Source organism: Kineosporia succinea (assembly GCF_030811555.1).
In the GTDB taxonomy this organism is placed as follows: domain Bacteria; phylum Actinomycetota; class Actinomycetes; order Actinomycetales; family Kineosporiaceae; genus Kineosporia; species Kineosporia succinea.
The window spans coordinates 7,999,212-8,017,071 of the sequence record NZ_JAUSQZ010000001.1; the positions used below are offsets into that span (position 1 = coordinate 7,999,212).

The window sequence follows — 17,860 nt, forward strand, 5'->3', positions numbered from 1 at the left end:
TCCGGTACAGACGCTTTCACGGGCCGGGCAGCAGATCCAGGGTGAAGGGCCACGCGGATTGTCCGGAATCCGGCCGACCAACTCCCGGCAGCGGCAAACAATCCGCGATCAACCACCTCTCAGCCGCGTGACCTCAGCATCCGGCTGACCTCGTCGGCCCGGGACACCAGCGTCTGGCGCACCACGGGGGCCAGGTCCGGCACCGCCAGCGCGCGGGCCACGAAGGTCGCGTCCTGCCCGAACACCGGGAACAGGTCCTGGGAGAAGTACAGCCCGGGGATCATCCCGCCCTCGTGCATCACCGGCAGCAGCTCCAGGTACTTCTCGCCGTAGCCGGCGAGCAGCTCGTCCTGGCCGGGCCGCCAGAACGCGGCGGTCGTCGCGTGGGTCGAGGACAGCGGCACCTCCCGGGCGACCAGCGCCCGCCAGACCTCGGCCTTCGACTCCGCGTCGGGCGCGGCGGCACTCACCATCAGCGCGCGGGTCTTCGCGTCCGGGTCGGGGTCACGGGCCAGCAGGTCGGCGACCTCCGCCTCGGTGTCGCCGCCCAGCTCGGAGCGGCGCACGAGGGCCCGCCAGAGCAGGTCGACGTCGTCGCCCGCGGCCTCGACCAGGGCATCGACGTCGGTGGTGACCCGGGCCAGCGTGCGCAGGGCCACCCGGCGGTGCGTGGGCCCGGCCGCGATCCGCCGGCAGCACTCCGCGACCTGCCCGGCGAGCTGTTCGCGGAGCGCGGGCGGCGACCAGAACTCGGCCACGTCGGCGGCCATCCGCAGATAGGTCTCCACGACCGAGGGAGCCGTCTCCGCGTCGAGCACCGACACCAGGCCCGCCACCGCCCCGGCGGCCGTGCCCTCGCCGGTGAGCAGCGCGTCCCACATCGACGTGACCGCGACGGCCCGCGCGATCGGGGTGGGCAGCCGCCCGGCCGCGTCCGGATCGGCGGGCCGGGTGCTCGCGAAGGTCAGGTCGTCGTCGTTCACCAGGTAGTGCGCGGCCCCGGCGGGGAGGTCGAGAGGGGTGCGCTCCTGGTGCACCTCGACGACCTCACGCGCCGTGCGGACGAGCGTGCCGTCCTGCTCCTGGTAGGCGCCGACCACGAGAACCTGCGGACGCGGCGGGCCTTCCGGCCCGCTCCCCACCAGCACCGGGGTCTCCCCACCGGTGTCCAGCACGAACCGGTCGGTGCCGGCGACGGTCAGCCAGCCGTCGCGCCAGGCGTCCAGGTCGCGGCCGCCGGCGGCGGCCAACTCGTCCACCAGGTCCTGCAGGGTCGTGTTCTGCCAGGCGAAACGCGCGAAGTAGGAGGCCATCCCGGTACGGAAGGCCTCGTCCCCCACGTACGCCTGCAGCTGACGCAGCACCGAGGCCCCCTTGGGGTAGGTGATCGCGTCGAAGATCGACATGGCCTGGGCGACGTCGTGGATCGGCTGCCGGATCGGGTGTGTGGCCGGCCCCTGGTCGGCCAGGTAGGCGCTGAGTTTCTGGCCGATCAGGTGGTGCGCCCACGAGTCGGTGTGGCGGGTCGCGCCGACGGCGGCCCAGTTGGCCGCGAACTCGGCGAACGACTCGTTCAGCCACAGGTCGTCCCACCAGCGCATGGTCACGATGTTGCCGAACCACATGTGAGCCATCTCGTGCAGGAGCACCCGGGCCGTGCCGCCGGCCTCGACCGGGGTCGGCTCGGAGCGCCGCAGGAAGCCGTCCGACCAGGTCACGCAGCCGAAATTCTCCATCGCGCCGCCGAACTCGGGCACGAAGACCTGGTCGTAGCGCGCCTGCGGGAACGGCATCGCGAACTGCTCACCGAAGAACCGCAGCCCCTGGGCGGTCACCTCGAACAGCTCGTCGGCGTCCCGGTCGAGCACCGCGGCCAGCGAACGGCGGCAGTACAGGCCCAGGTCGTAGCCGTCCACCGAGCGACGCACCTGGTGGAACGGACCGGCGTTGACCACCGTGTTGTAGGGCGACAGCGGCGGCGTGTCGGCGAAGACCCAGATGGTGGACGCGCCGGTCGCCGTGGTGGTCGCCTCACCGGAATTGCTGGTCACCGTCCAGCTTTCCGGGGCGGTCACGGTGAACGCGTGGGGCGCCTTGAGATCGGGCTGGTCGAAGCAGGCCCAGACCCAGCGGGCCTGGTCGGGCTCGAAACTGGTCCACAGGTAGACCTCGCCGTCGGCGGGGTCGACGGCCCGGTGCACACCCGGACCGGTGCGGGTGTCGTCCTGCTCGCACTCCACCACCAGGGTGTTGTGCCCGGCCAGGCCGGGCAGCGCCAGACGCCCGTCGCGCGCCGGGCCCAGCTCCTGCCCGTTCAGCGTGGCACGCCGCACGGTGGCCGCCGCGTCCACGAAGGTGTCGGCCCCCGGCGTGCGCGCGATGAACGTGATGGTGCACGTGGTGCGGACTTTCGGGCCGTCCGGCAGCTCGGTGAGGTCCACGGCGATGTCGTAGCGCAGCACCTCGAGCAGCTCGGCGCGGCGCGCGGCCTCCACCTCGGTCAGGCTTCCCACGAGCGTTCCTCTCCCCCGGTTCCCCTGTGTCGGGCGTACCGCCCGCACCCTGTCACGTCCGCCCCGCACCCCGCCAGGGTCAGCCCCGCCAAGATTGTCGGACCCTCACTCTACGGTGTTCCCGACATACCGGACACGAATGACGGGGACCTTCACACGTGACCACCACGACCACGAAAGAACCTCTGCCGCAGTCCTATCGGCTGTGGGTCAGCGGTGCCGTGATCTCGATCCTGGGCAACGGGGTGCTCTACTTCGCGCTGGGCTGGACGGCCACCGGGCACAGCGGGGCACTGGCCGGGCTGGTGCTCACCGCCGTCAACGTGCCGCGGGCCCTGTTCCTGCTCGTCGGCGGCGTGCTCGGCGACCGCGTGGGCGCGCGGCGGGTGATGATCACCGGAGACGCCGTGATGATCGGGGTCTGCCTGCTGTTCGCGCTGGTGCTGCACCTGTCCGGGCCCGCGGTGTGGGTGCTGCTGGCCACCGGGCTGGTGCTCGGGGTGGTCGACGCGTTCTACCTGCCCGCCTCCGGCAGCATGCCGCGCCTGCTGGTGCCCCCGGAGCAGTTGCCGCGGGCGCTGGGGCTGCGCCAGGCCGGGGCTCAGGTGGCAGGTCTGGTGGCCGGGCCCCTCGGCGGCCTGCTGGTGGTCACCGTGGGCCTGGCCGGGGTGCTGCTCCTCGACGCGCTGACGTTCGCCGTGGTCCTCGCCGTCCTGCTGGTGATCCGGCCGCTGAGCTCCGCGTCGGGAGCCGGGCCCGGCGGCGTGCATGGCGGTATGGGTGGCGGCATCGCGGCGGCGGCGCTCGACGGTCTGCGCATTGGCCTGGCCGATCCGGTGCTGCGCACCGTGCTGCTGCTCACCGGCGCGTTCGGGGGCCTGCTGCTGCCCGCCTTCTCGATCCTGGTGCCGCTGCTGGCGCGCGAGCACGACTGGGACGCGCGCGCGGCCGGCCTGGTGATCGGGGCCCAGGCGCTGGGCACGATCGTGGTCGCGCTCGTCGTCGCGCGGCAGGGTGCCCACCGGCGGGCGGGCCTGGCGGTGGCCGGGGCCACGGTGACGGCCGCGCTGGGCCTGGCGGTCATGGCCGCGTCCGGCAGCACGGGGCCGGCCGTGGCCGGAGCGGCGGTCTGCGGCGTGGGCTCCGGCCTGTTCGCCGGGCACGCCTCCCCCACGATCCTGAGTGCCACGCCCAGCACCCACCTCTCCCGGGTGCAGGCCATGCTCGTGCTGGTGCAGACGGTGACGCTGCTGGTGACGAACAACGTCGTCGGCGGGCTCGCCGACACGGTGGGCGCCACCACGATGACCGTCCTGTGCGCGGCCCTGCTGCTGGGCAGCGGTCTGCTCGCCCTGAGCTCGAAGACGTTCCGGGCGGTGTGATCCCGATGACGTCACCGCGATCCGGCCCGGTGCACGCGCTGTCCCGGCCGCTGTCCCGGCCGCTGTCCCGGCTGGTCTCCCTCCGGGTCTCCCTACTGCCGGTAGCGGGGCTGCTCGAGGCGCTGCCGCAGCCACGCCAGCGCCGCGTGGCCCTGCTGAGCCTGGAACCGGCGCACGCCGGGCACGTTCTTCGGCGCGGGCAGGGTCGAGCTGTACAGGAAGTAGCCCGCCAGGCCCGCCAGCACGGCGTCGACGTCGGCCGGGGCGGCGTCCCGGGCCGGCCCGAAGCGGGCCCACGCCCTCTCCGGGTCGACGCCACCGGCCGCCACCGCGCTGGGCAGCAGGAACAGCACGTCGCACCAGGCCGCGCCGACCGCGGCGTGCGGCCAGTCCACCACCACGACCTCCCCCGACGCCGTGAGCAGCAGGTTGTCGGCCCGGATGTCGCCGTGCAGCAGAGTGTTTCCCCGGGCTGCGGCGGGCGCGGCCAGCTCCAGGCCGACCAGCCGGTCCCCCTGCGACGCGGCCCAGGGATCGAGCGCCGCCAGCGCGCCGGGGCCGGCGAGCGTGGCGAGCGAGCGCCAGCCGTGCCAGGTCTCCTCGATGTCCCGCACCAGCGACGGCGCGTCGGCCGGGGCGGGGGTGAGCAGGGTGGCCGTGCGCCCCAGTGCTTCGAGCACCCGGTCGAGGTCGTCGGCGCGCCAGGGCAGGGCCGGTTCGTGGCCGTCGACGTCCTCGAGCACCAGCAGCACCCAGTCGCCGTCGTCGTGCGCCCACAGCAGCCGGGGCGCCGGCGCGGCCTCGGGCAGATACCGCATGACGGCCAGTTCCCGCCGGTACATCCGGGGCGAGTCCGGGTTCCGTTCGGAGCCGACCGCCTTGACGAACACCCTCCGTCCGTCCCCGAGGGTCAGCCGCGAGGCCAGGCCCGGCGAGAAGCCGCTCGGCTGCGACGCCTCGTGCGCCACGTCGGTGCCGAACCAGGCGGTGGCCGCCTCCCGCACGTGCACCGGCAGGTCCCGCCACAGCAGTCTGGTGCTCATGGTCTCGATGGTGCCCGCCCGGTGTCCCGGGCGCGCCTGGTTTTCCGCTCACCCCGACCACCCCGGTCACCCGGGCCACCCGGGCCACCCCGGATTCCGTCGGCGTCACCGGCGTCCCCGCCCCGACGCGTCCACCATTCGGACTCCACCGCGAGGCCGGCACCTGCGGAAGTGACCTGCGACTGGCGCCATATCACCCCATTGGTCCCCCACGACTCGGCATCTCGGCCCTTACCTCGTAAACTTGTTGGTCGGCCGCCGGTGAGAGGCGCTGCAACGGGCCCCGCCACGGGTGCCCGCCACGCTCACCGGAGGCTCCGTACAGCACAAGGGCGCCCCTCTCAGAACGTGTCGAGTCCGTGTCGGAGTGGGGTTGCAGGATGAGTGAGAACCGAACAGGCGCACTGCGCGACCTGCTGGAGAGCCGGATCGCCGTGCTCGACGGGGCCTGGGGCACCATGTTCCAGAACGCGAAGCTGTCGCCGTCCGACTACCAGACCGAACGGCTGGCCGGTCATCCGAAAGACGTCACCGGCGACCCCGACCTGCTGAACATCACCGCGCCGCACGTCGTGCTCGACGTGCACCGGCAGTACCTGGCCGCAGGCGCCGACATCACGACCACCAACACCTTCACCGCGACCAGCATCGGGCAGGCCGACTACGGCCTCGAGCCGATGGTGCGCGAGATGAACCTCGAGGCCGCGCGCATCGCCCGGCAGGCCGCCGACGAGGCCGAGCGGGACACGGGCGTCCCCCGCTACGTGGCCGGTTCGGTGGGCCCGCTGAACGTGACGCTGTCGCTGTCGCCGAAGGTGGAAGATCCGGCGTACCGCGCCGTGACGTTCGAGCAGGTGCACGCCTCGTACGCGGAGCAGATCGAGGCCCTGCGCGACGGCGGGGTCGACCTGCTGCTGGTCGAGACCATCTTCGACACGCTGAACGCCAAAGCGGCCCTGGCCGCCGCCCGCGACGTGGCGCCCGAACTGCCGATCTGGTTCTCCGTGACCATCGTCGACCTGAGCGGCCGCACGCTCTCCGGGCAGACCGTCGAGGCCTTCTGGCGCTCGATCGAGCACGCGAACCCCCTCGTCGTGGGCGTGAACTGCTCGCTGGGGGCCACCGAGATGCGGCCTCACGTGGTCGAACTGGCACGGCTCGCCGGCACCTACACGGCCAGCCACCCGAACGCCGGCCTGCCGAACTCGTTCGGCGAGTACGAGGAGAGCCCCGACGAAACCAGTCGCCTGATCGGCGAATTCGCCGATCAGGGCCTGGTCAACCTGGTCGGCGGATGCTGCGGCACCACCCCGGCCCACATCGCGAAGATCGCCGAGCGGGTCAAGGGCCTCAAGCCGCGGGCGCTGCCGCAGATCCCGCAGCAGAGCCGGTTCAGCGGCCTGGAGCCGATGAACATCACCGACACCACGGGTTTCGTGATGATCGGCGAGCGCACCAACGTCACCGGCTCGGCGAAGTTCCGCCGTCTGATCGAGGCCGACGACTACCAGACCGCGGTCGAGGTCGCCCTCGACCAGGTGCGCGGCGGCGCCAACGTGCTCGACGTCAACATGGACGCCGACCTGCTCGACAGCGAGCAGGCGATGGTCACGTTCCTCAACCTGATCGCGACCGAGCCGGAGGTCGCGCGCATCCCGGTGATGGTCGACAGCTCGAAGTGGTCGGTGCTCGAGGCCGGCCTGCAGTGCCTGCAGGGCAAGGGCATCGTCAACTCGATCAGCATGAAGGAGGGCGAAGAGGTCTTCCTCGACCACGCCCGCCAGATCCGCCGCTACGGAGCGGGGGTCGTGGTGATGGCCTTCGACGAGACCGGTCAGGCCGACACCGCCGACCGCAAGGTCGAGGTCTGCGGCCGCGCCTACGACCTGCTCACGCAGAAGGTCGGGTTCCCGGCCGAGGACATCATCTTCGACCCGAACGTGCTCGCCGTCGCCACCGGCATGGCCGAGCACAACGGCTACGCCAAGGAGTTCATCGACGCCCTGCCGCGCATCAAGGAGCGGTGCCCGGGCGCGAAGATCAGCGGCGGTATCTCCAACCTGTCGTTCGCCTTCCGCGGCAACAACGTGGTGCGCGAGGCGATGAACTCGGCGTTCCTGTTCCACGCGGTGCGCGCGGGACTCGACATGGGCATCGTGAACGCCGGTCAGCTCGCGGTCTACGAAGACATCCCGAAAGACCTGCTCGAACTGATCGAAGACGTCCTCTTCAACCGGCGTGACGACGCCACCGACCGCCTGGTGACGTTCGCGGGCACGGTGAGCGGTTCGGGCACCAAGCGCGTGGTCGACCTGTCGTGGCGGGAGGGCCCGGTCGGCGAGCGCCTCACCCATGCCCTGGTGCACGGCATCGTGGACTTCATCGAAGACGACACCGAGGAGGCCCGTCAGCAGACGGCGCGTCCGCTGGAGGTCATCGAGGGGCCGCTGATGGACGGCATGAAGGTCGTCGGCGACCTGTTCGGCGCCGGCAAGATGTTCCTGCCGCAGGTGGTCAAGAGCGCCCGGGTGATGAAGCGGGCCGTGGCCTACCTCGAGCCGTACATGGAGGCCGAGAAGGCCGAGGCGCTGCGTCTGGGCACGGTGTCGTCGAACCGTTCGCACCAGGGCAAGGTCGTGCTCGCCACGGTCAAGGGCGACGTCCACGACATCGGCAAGAACATCGTCGGCGTGGTGCTGGGCTGCAACAACTACGACGTCATCGACCTCGGCGTCATGGTGCCCGCGGCCAAGATCCTGGACACCGCGCTGGCCGAGAACGCGGACGCGGTGGGCCTTTCCGGCCTGATCACGCCGTCACTCGACGAGATGGTCAACGTGGCCGAGGAGATGCAACGGCGGGGCATGACGATGCCGTTGCTCATCGGCGGGGCCACCACGTCCCGGCAGCACACGGCCGTGCGCATCGCGCCGGCCTACGAGGGCGCGACCGTGCACGTGCTCGACGCGTCACGGGTGGTCGGGGTGACGTCGAAGCTGCTGAGCGCCGAGCAGGCCCCGGGCTTCGTCGACGAGACCCGCACCGAGCAGGAGCGCCTGCGGGTGGCGCACGCCAACCGCCGCGCCAACCCGCTGCTGCCGTTCAGCCAGGCCCGGGCCAACGCCGAGAAGGTCGACTTCAGCGACATCCCGACACCGGCCTTCACCGGCGTGCGTACGGTCGAGCCCGACCTGAACGACCTGCGCGCCATGGTCGACTGGACGTTCCTGTTCCTGGCCTGGGGGCTCAAGGGCAAGTACCCGGCCATCATGGAACAGCCCGCGGCGAAGGAACTGTGGGACGACGCCCAGAGTCTGCTCGACGAGATCATCGAGGCCGGTCACTTCACCGCGCAGGGGTCGTACGGCTTCTGGCCCGCCCACTCCGACGGTGACGACATCATCCTCGAAGACGGTCCCCGGTTCCCGATGCTGCGCCAGCAGACGGTGAAACCCGACGGGCGGCCTAACCGTTCACTGGCCGACTACGTCGCACCCGCCGGATCCGGCGACCATCTGGGCGGTTTCGCCGTGGCGATCCACGGGGCCGACAAGCTGGCGGCGTCGTACGAGGCCCAGAACGACGACTACCGCTCCATCATGGTCAAGGCCCTGGCCGACCGGCTGGCCGAGGCGTTCGCCGAGTACCTGCACCTGCAGGTGCGCCGGGAGTGGTTCGAGCCCGACGCCCAGCCGGCACTGGAAGACCTGCACGCCGAGCGGTTCCGCGGTATCCGCCCGGCTCTGGGTTACCCGGCCTCGCCCGATCACGGGCTCAAGGGTGAGCTTTTCGACCTGCTGAAGGCCGGTCAGGTGGGCATCACGCTGACCGAGAGCTACGCGATGCTGCCGGCCGCCGCGGTCAGTGGCCTGATCTTCGCGCACCCGTCGTCGCGGTACTTCACCGTGGGCCGTCTGGGGCGCGACCAGATCGAGGACTACGCCCGGCGCCGGGGCCTGACCCGGGCCGAGACCGAGAAGCTGCTGCGCCCGACCCTGGCGTACGAGCCGGAGTAGAGACCTACGGGGATGCCGGCTCGTTGCGCCGGCATCCCCGGACTCCGGTCCGGTCACGGTGCCATCGGCGAATCAAACGTGATCACGGTCGCTTTCACGCCGGCGGCAGCGCTTCAGTGACCTTCAGTTGCCCGTCGTTCCAGTTCAGGCCAGACCTGAACGCCGTCAGCGTGGATGCTGTCGGAACCCGATGTGCCGTCGCGCGGCATCGGGCATTCCGGGCGCGCACATCACGCGCCGACCATGGGTGCACCCCTTCCCTGCACGTACCGAGAGGTGCCCACCCATGGAAATCCTGATCATTCTCCTGGTCATCTACGTGGTCTGGCAGTACTTCAAGTGAGCCGGCCCTGACCACGGTTCGCTCTGACCACGGTTCGCCCTGACGGGCCGGACGCTCTTCAGCCTCAGGAGTTTCCGGCTTCTCCGTCCGGCAGACGCGTGAACACGCAGTCGTCCCCCGCCACCACGAGCTTCGTACCTTCGCTGCTGAGGGTCAGCACCTGCGTCGGGCGGTTCGCGTCGTCGGCGTCCAGCAGGTTTCCCTCGTCGTCGGTCTGTAGCCAGCGGCACTGGGCGACGACGTCGTCGCCGGCCGAGTAACGCCCCAGCTCGACGTCCTGGCCCACCACGTAACTGCCCGCTCCAATGGTGGACGCGGGGGTCGTCGCCGGGGTGTGCGTCTCGAACACCAGCGGCGAGCGGGTGGGCAAGGCCGAGTAACCATCCGCAGACGGGTTGCTCTCGCCCTGCGCTGGGCTGCCGGTGCAGCCGGTCAGCAGAACGCCACCGGCCACGAGGATGACGCCCGCACTGATCCGACGCGTGTTCATGCCTGCTCTCCTGTTTCGTGATGCCAGATCATGGCGGTGGCCACGAGAAGGCGTCAACCGCGCCGGTTCTAGCTTGTTCCGGGTGAAACAGGCGCTTGCTCGGACGTCAGAGCGGTGGACGAAGCAGCCGTCCGCTCCCCGCTGGGGACCGGCAGGCTACGGCGCCACGCCCTGATAAGCCCTGGCTGCCGAGCACGGACGGACTGAACCCACCTGTCCGGTAGCCATCGAGGGTGCGGATTCTGGGTCGGTGACGGCTCGCGCGACGAGACCATCGGCCACCACGCAGTCGCAGTACCGGGTTCACACCCCCCGGCTCACACCCCCCGGGTTCACACCCCCGGCTCACACCCCCGGCTCACACCCCCGGCTCACACCCCCGGCTCACACCCCCGGCTCACACCCCCGGCTCACACCCCCGGCTCACACCCCCGGCTCACCGTGCTGGTCGTGGTCACGACCAGCACGGTGAGCCGAGATCGGTCGCTGTCCGATCCCGGCGTCCGATCTCGGCGTCCGATCCCGGCGTCCGATCAGCGACTTCGGATGGCGCCCACCGTCAGCGGCGCCGGGTGCTCACCTTCTCGCCACCCTCGAGGTCGATCCGCTTGGCCGCGGTGCGCGGCGACCGGGCCGCCGGAGTGGCCTTCTTCGCCGGGGCCTTCTTGACCGCAGCGGCCTTCACCGGTGCTGCCTTGGCCGGGGCGACCTTGGCCGGAGCGGTCTTGGCCGGGGCCACCTTCGCCGGTACGGCCTTGGTGCTGGCCGTCTTCCGGGTACCGGTGGACTCGGCCGCGACCGACCGCGACTTCTTGATCGCCGCGACCCGCCCCTCGACCGCGTTCGGGTTGTCGATCTCGAGGATGTCGGCCAGGAACCGGCCGGTGTGGCTCTCCGGCACCGCCGCGACATCTTCGGGCGTGCCCTCGGCGACCAGGGTGCCGCCGCCGCTGCCGCCCTCGGGACCGAGGTCGACGATCCAGTCGGACGACTTGATCACGTCGAGGTTGTGCTCGATGACCAGCACCGAGTTGCCCTTGTCGACCAGGCCCTGCAGCACGCCCAGCAGCTTGCGGATGTCCTCGAAGTGCAGACCCGTGGTCGGCTCGTCGAGCACGTAGATGCTGCGGCCGGTCGAGCGTTTCTGCAGCTCACTGGCCAGCTTCACGCGCTGCGCCTCACCACCCGACAGCGTCGGCGCGGACTGACCGAGCCGCACGTAGCCCAGGCCGACGTCGACCAGCGTGCGCAGGTGACGCGCGATCGCGGGGACGGCGTCGAAGAAGTCGGCGGCCTCCTCGATCGGCATGTCGAGCACGTCAGCCACGGTCTTGCCCTTGAAGTGCACCTCGAGGGTCTCGCGGTTGTACCGCGCCCCGTGGCAGACCTCGCACGGCACGTACACGTCGGGCAGGAAGTTCATCTCGATCTTGATCGTGCCGTCACCGGAGCACGCCTCGCAGCGACCACCCTTGACGTTGAACGAGAACCGGCCCGGCTGGTAGCCGCGGACCTTCGCCTCCTGGGTCTGCGCGAACAGCTTGCGGACGTGGTCCCAGACACCGGTGTAGGTGGCCGGGTTGGACCGCGGCGTGCGGCCGATCGGGCTCTGGTCGACGTGCACCACCTTGTCGAGGTGCTCCAGGCCCTTCACCGTCTTGTGCCGGCCAGCCACCTGGCGGGCGCCGTTCAGCTTGTTCGCCAGCACGGTGTAGAGGATGTCGTTGACCAGCGTGGACTTTCCAGAGCCGCTGACCCCGGTGACCGACACCAAGCAGCCCAGCGGGAACGAGACGTCCAGACCCTTGAGGTTGTGCTCGCGGGCACCGACCACGGTGAGCTGACGCTTCGGGTCACGCGGACGCCGCACGGCCGGGATCTCGATCGCCTTGCGGCCCGACAGATACATGCCGGTGAGCGACTCGGGGTGCTCGTACAGATCTTTCACGGTGCCGGAGTGCACGACGTGACCACCGTGCTCACCCGCGCCCGGGCCGATGTCGACCGCCCAGTCGGCGGCACGGATCGTGTCTTCGTCGTGCTCGACCACGATCAGCGTGTTGCCCAGGTTACGCAAGCGCGTGAGAGTGTCGATCAGGCGCCGGTTGTCGCGCTGGTGCAGACCGATGCTCGGCTCGTCGAGCACGTAGAGCACGCCCACCAGCCCCGACCCGATCTGCGTGGCCAGGCGGATGCGCTGCGCCTCACCACCGGACAACGTGCCCGCCGCTCGGTCGAGGCTCAGGTACTCCAGGCCCACGTCGAGCAGGAAGCCCACCCGGGCGTGGATCTCCTTCAGCACCTGGTCGGCGATCTGCTTCTCGCGCTTGGTCAGCTCGAGCGAGTTCAGGAACTCGGCAGCCTCACGCAGGGGCAGCGCGCAGACGTCGGCGATGGAACGCCCGCCGACCGTGACCGCCAGCACCTCGGGACGCAGACGCGACCCCCGGCACACCGGGCATGGGATCTGGCGCATGAAGCCCTCGTACCGCTCACGGCTCCAGTCGGACTCGGTCTCCGAGTGCCGGCGCTGGATGAACGGGACGACACCCTCGAAACCGGTGGTGTACGAGCGTTCCCGGCCGAAACGGTTCTTGAACTTCACATGGACCTGGTAGTCCTGCCCATCGAGCAGGGCTTTCTTCGCCCGCTCGGGCAGCGCCCGCCAGGGCGTGTTCACGGTGAAGCCGAGGTCTTTGCCCAGCGCCTTCATCAGGCGCAGGAAGTACTCGGCCGACCCCTGCGTCCAGGGAACGATCGCGCCCTCGGCCAGGGTCAGGTCTTCGTCGGGCACCAGCAGCTCGGGGTCGACCTCGAGCTTGGTGCCGATACCGGTGCACTCGGGGCACGCGCCGAACGGGTTGTTGAACGAGAACACCCGCGGCTCGATGTCATCGATCGCGATCGGGTGCTCGTTCGGGCACGCCATCTTCTCGCTGAAGCGGCGCTCGCGGTCGGGGGCCCCCTCGGGCTCGTCGACCAGGTCGGCGATCACGATGCCGCTGGCCAGCTGCAGGGCGGTCTCGACCGAATCGGTGAGACGCTGCTTGGCCGTGGACTTCACCGCCAGCCGGTCGACGACGACCTCGATGGTGTGCTTGTAACGCTTGTCGAGCGTGGGGGAATCAGCGAGCGAGACCACTTCACCGTCGACCCGGGCCCGGGAGAACCCCTTGGTCTGCAGGTCGGCGAACAGGTCGACGAACTCGCCCTTGCGCGCCCGGACCACCGGGGCCAGCACCTGGAAGCGCGTGCCCTCGGGCAGGTCGAGCAACCGGTCGACGATCTGCTGCGGCGTCTGCTTGGTGATCGCCTCACCGCAGATCGGGCAGTGGGCCCGCCCCGCCCGCGCCCAGAGCAGACGCAGGTAGTCGTACACCTCGGTGATCGTGCCCACCGTGGAGCGCGGGTTTCTCGACGTCGACTTCTGGTCGATCGAGACGGCCGGCGACAGGCCCTCGATGAAGTCGACATCGGGTTTGTCCATCTGCCCGAGGAACTGGCGGGCATAGGCGGACAGCGACTCGACGTACCGGCGCTGCCCCTCGGCGAAGATCGTGTCGAACGCCAGGGACGACTTGCCCGACCCGGACAGGCCGGTGAAAACCACCAGCGCGTCACGAGGAAGATCGAGCGAGACATCCTTGAGGTTGTGCTCGCGGGCTCCGCGAACGATAAGTCGGTCACTCACGCACGACACTCTAGGTGCCCCCACCGACAGTCTTCGCGTCGAACTGGCACACCCGTTCGAACAGCCGCCCCGACCGGGTAGGAAAAGTCCGGGTTGCCCACCCGGGGCGACCGACGCGTCCACCATTGACAGCCCGAAAGCCGCAGCTGCGCACCTGCCCCGGCACCTCTGCCCGTTCTTGCCCATCGGACCCATGAACAACAACGCGACGTAGAACCCCGGCCACGCCCTGCGCCGACGGACCGGTCCGCGCCCGACGGGATGGCAGGGTATGTCCATGGTCTACAACGGAGAAGTCACCCCCGGAGGACCCGCGGACGTCCGCGAGCTCCCCGACGCGGTGATCCGGAAGGCGAGCGTTTCGCCCCAGGACAACAACGCGTACCTGATCACGTGCCGGGCGACCGGGGACCAGTTGCTGATCGACGCCGCCGACGACGCCGAGCGCGTGAGCACGCTGATCGGCGAGGGTGGCGGACCGCTGCGCGGCATCGTCACCACGCACCAGCACTGGGACCACCACCGCGCCCTGGCCGAGATCGCCGAGGTCACGAAGGCCCCGACGCTGGCCGGCGAGGACGACGCGGACGCCCTGCCGGTGAAGCCCGACGTGCGACTGCGGCACGGTGACACGGTGGCCGTGGGCGAGCTCACGCTCGACGTCGTGCACCTGCGCGGTCACACGCCCGGTTCGGTCACGCTGGTGCTGACCAGCCCCGACGGCAGCGTGCACGCTTTCACCGGGGACAGCCTGTTCCCGGGCGGAGTGGGTAAGACGTTCGACGGTGACGCCTTCAGCTCGCTGATCGGCGACGTGGAAGAGCGCCTGTTCAACGCCTATCCGGACGAGACCTGGATCTACCCGGGCCACGGCAAGGACACCACGCTCGGCGCCGAGCGCCCGAGCCTGCCGCAGTGGCGCGAGCGCGGCTGGTGAAGTCTGCCGGTGCGGGCCGATTTCGACGGGTCCGCACCGGAACATCACCCGCCCCTCCCCCTGCACACCCTCGGCTCCTCAGCCGGCCGCGACCCCTCACAGCCCCATCGAACCCGACCCGTGGCTTGCCGATCGAATTGGGATAAGCACAATTCGTGTGTCATATTGCCGATCAGCCGGCCACAGAATCGGGTTGGGCGTGTCCGAGAGGACGAGGGCGCCACAGCGCTCGTACCGGCAGCTCGCGGCATCCGTCATCGACGGACGGTTGCCCGGCCTGCTCACACAGCTACAGTGTTCGCGTTGAGACGGGGCTCAGTGATGACAACACCGCACAACCGCATGGCGGCCGAAGAGCACGGATTACGGGTGGAGGGCGCTTCCGCCACCGATCCCGGGGGCTCGGTCGCAACCTTGGTGCGCTCGCACACCCGCATGCTGCAGGGGTTGCAAGAACAGCAGCACGGCCACGGGATCGTGCTTCGGGGCATCCGGGAACAGCAGAAACAGCACACCCGGATGCTCATCGTTCACGGTGACACCCTGAATGAGCACACGGGCCTCCTGCGGCGCCTGCAGTCCGACGTCACGGTCCTCAAGACCGACGTGACCGAGCTCAAATCCGACGTCACTGTCCTGAAATCCGATGTCGCCGTGCTGAAAACGGACGTCTTCGAGCTCAAGACCGACGTCGCTGTTCTGAAGACGGATGTCGCCGAACTCAAGACCGACGTCACGGTACTCAAGACCGACGTCGCCGTCCTCAAGACCGACGTCGCCGAACTCAAAACCGATGTCTCGGAACTCAAGACCGACGTCGCAGGCCTCAAGACCGACGTCGGCTCGCTCCGCTCCGAGATGCAGGAAATGCGCACCGGTCAGGAAAAGATCCTCAGCATGCTCACCACGCTCGTCACGGCGGTCAAGGTGAACCAGTAGCAGCGCCGGACGGAGGGGCCAAACAGCACACGCCCCTCCGTCCCGCCCAGCAGTCAGCGCACGAACGTGAACAATCGCCGCGCCGCATCCAGCTCGACAGCCTCGCCCTCGTACTGCACCACCCCCATCGCGGCCCGTTCACCACCCTCACGAGCCTCGTAGGCCACCTCCCGGAATCCGGCCTGCCCGAACCAGTTCCGCACCGTCTCGTTCCGGTCGCCGATGTCGGCGTCCCGCCCTCGTGACCACAACAACGTCGCCCCCGGACGGCAGAAGCCAGGCGCCGCCCGGATCAGGTTCTCCAGGTCGGCGTCGCTGATGTTGCCGAAGATCCCGACCATGAGCACCAGATCAGCCGGCACAATCCCGGCGTAGGTCGAGGCATCACCCGCATCCCGGGTGAGCACCGAGACGCGCAGTCCCTCGGCGGCAGCCACAGCCCGCGCCGCGAGCACCGGATCGATCTCGACCAGCGTCACCCCGACCCGATCGGCGTCGGCCCGCGCCGACAGCACCCCGATCAGGTCCCGCCCGTCCCCCGCGCACAGGCTGACCGCCGTCACCGGTCCCGGACGAGCATCCAGCACCAGGCCGATGTGATGCCGCACCCGCGACAACCGCCACGACAGGGCCGAGGACGGGTCGTCGTAGGCATCGTGCCAGGAGACATAATCACGCATGAGGAGAGTTTTACCCAGCCTGGCAACCAACCCTCACGAGTGCATCACGCGTGCACGACGAACCGCCGATACCAAGGGCACGTATCATCGATCCATGCCGACGTCGCCCTCCTCCTCCACGCGCACACCGAAGGCGGACGACGACGCGTCTCTCCGGGCGGCCATGGTCGAGGCCGCGGAGCGCCTGCTGGCCGCCTCCGCCGACCACGACATCTCCACCCGCGCGGTCTGTGAGGCGGTCGGCGTCACCCAGCCCCGCCTGTACCGCCTGTTCGGCGACAAACGTGGCCTTCTCGACGCCGTGGCCGACGCCGGTTTCGAGCGCTACGCCCGGCACAAGGCCCAGCTGGCCCGCACGGACGACCCCGTCACGGACCTGTACGCCGGCTGGGACGACCACATGCGCTTCGCGGCCACCAACCCCGCGCTCTACCAGCTGATGTTCGCCCCTCGCCCGCACTCGAACAGCCGCGCCCGGCGCGAGATCCTGGGCCTGGTCGAGGCCGCACTGCTGCGCTGCTCCGCGGTCGGCGCCCTGCGCACCGACGTGAATCACGCCGCACAGCTGATCCTTTCGGCCAACGTCGGGGTCGCCCTGAGCCGGATCGCCCAGCCCGCCCTGTTCGACGAGGCACTGTCCCACCGTTCCCGGGACGCCGTCTTCGGCGCGATCCTGACCCGGCCCGCCGTCGGCACCGACACCGATCCGACGGTGGACGCGGCCCGCCGGCTGCGCTCGCAGCTGGCCCTGTCGGGCAGCGGAGTTCTGGAGACCGCCGAGGAGGCCCTGCTGGAGCGGTGGCTGGAACGGATCGCGGAACGCGGCTGAGAGCGGGAAGCACTCCGCGTCCCTCCGGGTTGCCCATGATCAGCGCACGCTCGACGAGCGCCGCCGTCCCGCGCCGGGTAGACCGGACAGGCACGGGGCAACCGTAGGACCAGGAGGCAGAACCGCATGGCAGTGGCTGACAGCGGCACGATCGAGCTCGGCGGCAAGAAGGTGCACCGGCTCGGGTACGGCGCGATGCGCATCACGGGCGACGGCATCTGGGGCCCGCCGAAAGACCACGACGAGGCGATCCGCGTGCTGCGCCGGGCCGTCGAACTCGGTGTCGACTTCATCGACACCGCCGACTCGTACGGTCCCTACATCTCCGAGGACCTGATCAAGGAGGCCCTCCACGACGGCACCGGGTACGGCGACGTCGTCATCGCGACCAAGGGCGGGCTCACCCGCAGCGGTCCCGACGTCTGGCCCCCGCTGGGCCGTCCGGAGTATCTCCGTCAGTGCATCCTGATGTCGCTGCGTCGGCTGGGGCTGGAGCAGATCCCGCTCTGGCAGCTGCACCGCATCGACCGCAAGACCCCGCGCGAGGAGACCTTCGCCGAGGTGAAGAAGTTCGTCGACGAGGGCTTGGCCCTGCAGGTCGGCCTGTCCGAGGTGAGCGTCGAGGAGATCAAGGCCGCGCAGGAGGCCGGTCTCCCGGTCGCCTCCGTCCAGAACCGCTACAACCTGGGCGACCGCAAGGCCGAGGACGTTCTCGACTACTGCGAGCAGCAGGGCATTGCGTTCATCCCGTGGGCCCCGGTGAACGCCGGTTCGCTGGCCCGTCCGGGCGGTCCGCTGGAGAAGGTCGCGGGCAACCACCCGGGCACCACCACGTCCCAGCTGGCCCTCGCGTGGCTGCTGCGCCGCTCCCCCGTCATGGTGCCGATCCCCGGCACCTCGTCGGTCTCCCACCTCGAGGAGAACCTGGGCGGCGCCGACGTCACGCTCACCGACGACGAGTTCCGGACGCTCGCCGACGCGATCTGATCCCCACCGC

General features: G+C 70.1%; 10 protein-coding genes and 2 pseudogenes. 7 read left to right on the plus strand and 5 right to left on the minus strand.

Translation table 11 applies throughout. The features are described 5' to 3' along the window. Positions 1 to 119 precede the first annotated feature (119 nt). On the minus strand, positions 120 to 2,513 hold the full coding sequence (gene pepN, locus J2S57_RS34995; protein WP_307250879.1) for an aminopeptidase N: 2,394 nt from the start codon (positions 2,511 to 2,513) through the stop codon (positions 120 to 122). A 158-nt stretch (positions 2,514 to 2,671) separates the two neighbouring features. Here pepN and J2S57_RS35000 point away from each other — a divergent pair, with 158 nt between their 5' ends. Then, on the plus strand, positions 2,672 to 3,895 hold the full coding sequence (locus J2S57_RS35000) for an MFS transporter (protein ID WP_307250882.1): 1,224 nt from the start codon (positions 2,672 to 2,674) through the stop codon (positions 3,893 to 3,895). Between the two features lie 92 nt (positions 3,896 to 3,987). Here the strand turns inward: J2S57_RS35000 and J2S57_RS35005 are convergent, their stop codons facing one another. Further along, positions 3,988 to 4,938 (minus strand): aminoglycoside phosphotransferase family protein, encoded by a 951-nt coding sequence (locus J2S57_RS35005; protein ID WP_307250884.1) that lies wholly within the window; start codon positions 4,936 to 4,938, stop codon positions 3,988 to 3,990. Between the two features lie 380 nt (positions 4,939 to 5,318). Here J2S57_RS35005 and metH point away from each other — a divergent pair, with 380 nt between their 5' ends. After that, positions 5,319 to 8,954, plus strand: a complete 3,636-nt coding sequence (metH, locus tag J2S57_RS35010) for a methionine synthase (RefSeq protein ID WP_307250886.1) — start codon at positions 5,319 to 5,321, stop codon at positions 8,952 to 8,954. 407 nt (positions 8,955 to 9,361) lie between these two features. Here the strand turns inward: metH and J2S57_RS35015 are convergent, their stop codons facing one another. Continuing rightward, a complete protein-coding gene (locus J2S57_RS35015) occupies positions 9,362 to 9,787 on the minus strand; it encodes an Rv1352/Rv1906c domain-containing protein (RefSeq protein ID WP_307250888.1) in 426 nt (141 codons plus the stop codon). Positions 9,788 to 10,428: 641 nt separating this feature from the next. Here J2S57_RS35015 and J2S57_RS35560 point away from each other — a divergent pair. Next, positions 10,429 to 10,512: pseudogene (locus tag J2S57_RS35560) on the plus strand (hypothetical protein); the annotation flags it as partial. Between the two features lie 191 nt (positions 10,513 to 10,703). On the opposite strand, the pseudogene uvrA reads toward J2S57_RS35560, so the two are convergent. Continuing rightward, positions 10,704 to 13,757 (minus strand): annotated as a pseudogene (gene uvrA, locus J2S57_RS35020) (excinuclease ABC subunit UvrA); the annotation flags it as partial. On the opposite strand from uvrA, the gene J2S57_RS35025 reads away from it, so the two are divergent. Together J2S57_RS35025 and J2S57_RS35030 are read left to right on the plus strand one after the other, a co-directional pair. Next, on the plus strand, positions 13,756 to 14,415 hold the full coding sequence (locus J2S57_RS35025; protein WP_307250892.1) for an MBL fold metallo-hydrolase: 660 nt from the start codon (positions 13,756 to 13,758) through the stop codon (positions 14,413 to 14,415). The pseudogene uvrA and the gene J2S57_RS35025 overlap by 2 nt on opposite strands. Before the next feature lie 321 nt (positions 14,416 to 14,736). Continuing rightward, entirely contained in the window at positions 14,737 to 15,354 is a 618-nt protein-coding gene (locus J2S57_RS35030) for a kinetochore Spc7 family protein (protein ID WP_307250894.1), read from the plus strand. A 53-nt stretch (positions 15,355 to 15,407) separates the two neighbouring features. Here J2S57_RS35030 and J2S57_RS35035 read toward each other — a convergent pair whose 3' ends face one another. Next, the gene (locus J2S57_RS35035; RefSeq protein WP_307250896.1) at positions 15,408 to 16,034 is read right to left on the minus strand and encodes a hypothetical protein; all 627 of its coding nucleotides are present in this window, start codon (positions 16,032 to 16,034) and stop codon (positions 15,408 to 15,410) included. Positions 16,035 to 16,128: 94 nt separating this feature from the next. Between J2S57_RS35035 and J2S57_RS35040 the strand changes: the two genes are divergently transcribed. Together J2S57_RS35040 and J2S57_RS35045 are read left to right on the plus strand one after the other, a co-directional pair. Then, positions 16,129 to 16,863, plus strand: coding sequence for a TetR/AcrR family transcriptional regulator (locus J2S57_RS35040; RefSeq protein ID WP_307250897.1), 735 nt, complete (start codon positions 16,129 to 16,131; stop codon positions 16,861 to 16,863). Between the two features lie 126 nt (positions 16,864 to 16,989). After that, positions 16,990 to 17,850, plus strand: a complete 861-nt coding sequence (locus tag J2S57_RS35045; protein WP_307250900.1) for an aldo/keto reductase — start codon at positions 16,990 to 16,992, stop codon at positions 17,848 to 17,850. Positions 17,851 to 17,860 lie beyond the last annotated feature (10 nt).

Coding starts and splice junctions, on each gene's coding strand:
- J2S57_RS35005 (WP_307250884.1), bottom strand. CDS start 4,938: ATGAGCACCAGACTGCTGTGGCGGGACCTGCCGGTGCACGTGCGGGAG.
- J2S57_RS35025 (WP_307250892.1), top strand. CDS start 13,756: ATGGTCTACAACGGAGAAGTCACCCCCGGAGGACCCGCGGACGTCCGC.
- J2S57_RS35040 (WP_307250897.1), top strand. CDS start 16,129: ATGCCGACGTCGCCCTCCTCCTCCACGCGCACACCGAAGGCGGACGAC.
- J2S57_RS35015 (WP_307250888.1), bottom strand. CDS start 9,787: ATGAACACGCGTCGGATCAGTGCGGGCGTCATCCTCGTGGCCGGTGGC.
- J2S57_RS35045 (WP_307250900.1), top strand. CDS start 16,990: ATGGCAGTGGCTGACAGCGGCACGATCGAGCTCGGCGGCAAGAAGGTG.
- J2S57_RS35030 (WP_307250894.1), top strand. CDS start 14,737: ATGACAACACCGCACAACCGCATGGCGGCCGAAGAGCACGGATTACGG.
- J2S57_RS35035 (WP_307250896.1), bottom strand. CDS start 16,034: ATGCGTGATTATGTCTCCTGGCACGATGCCTACGACGACCCGTCCTCG.
- metH (WP_307250886.1), top strand. CDS start 5,319: ATGAGTGAGAACCGAACAGGCGCACTGCGCGACCTGCTGGAGAGCCGG.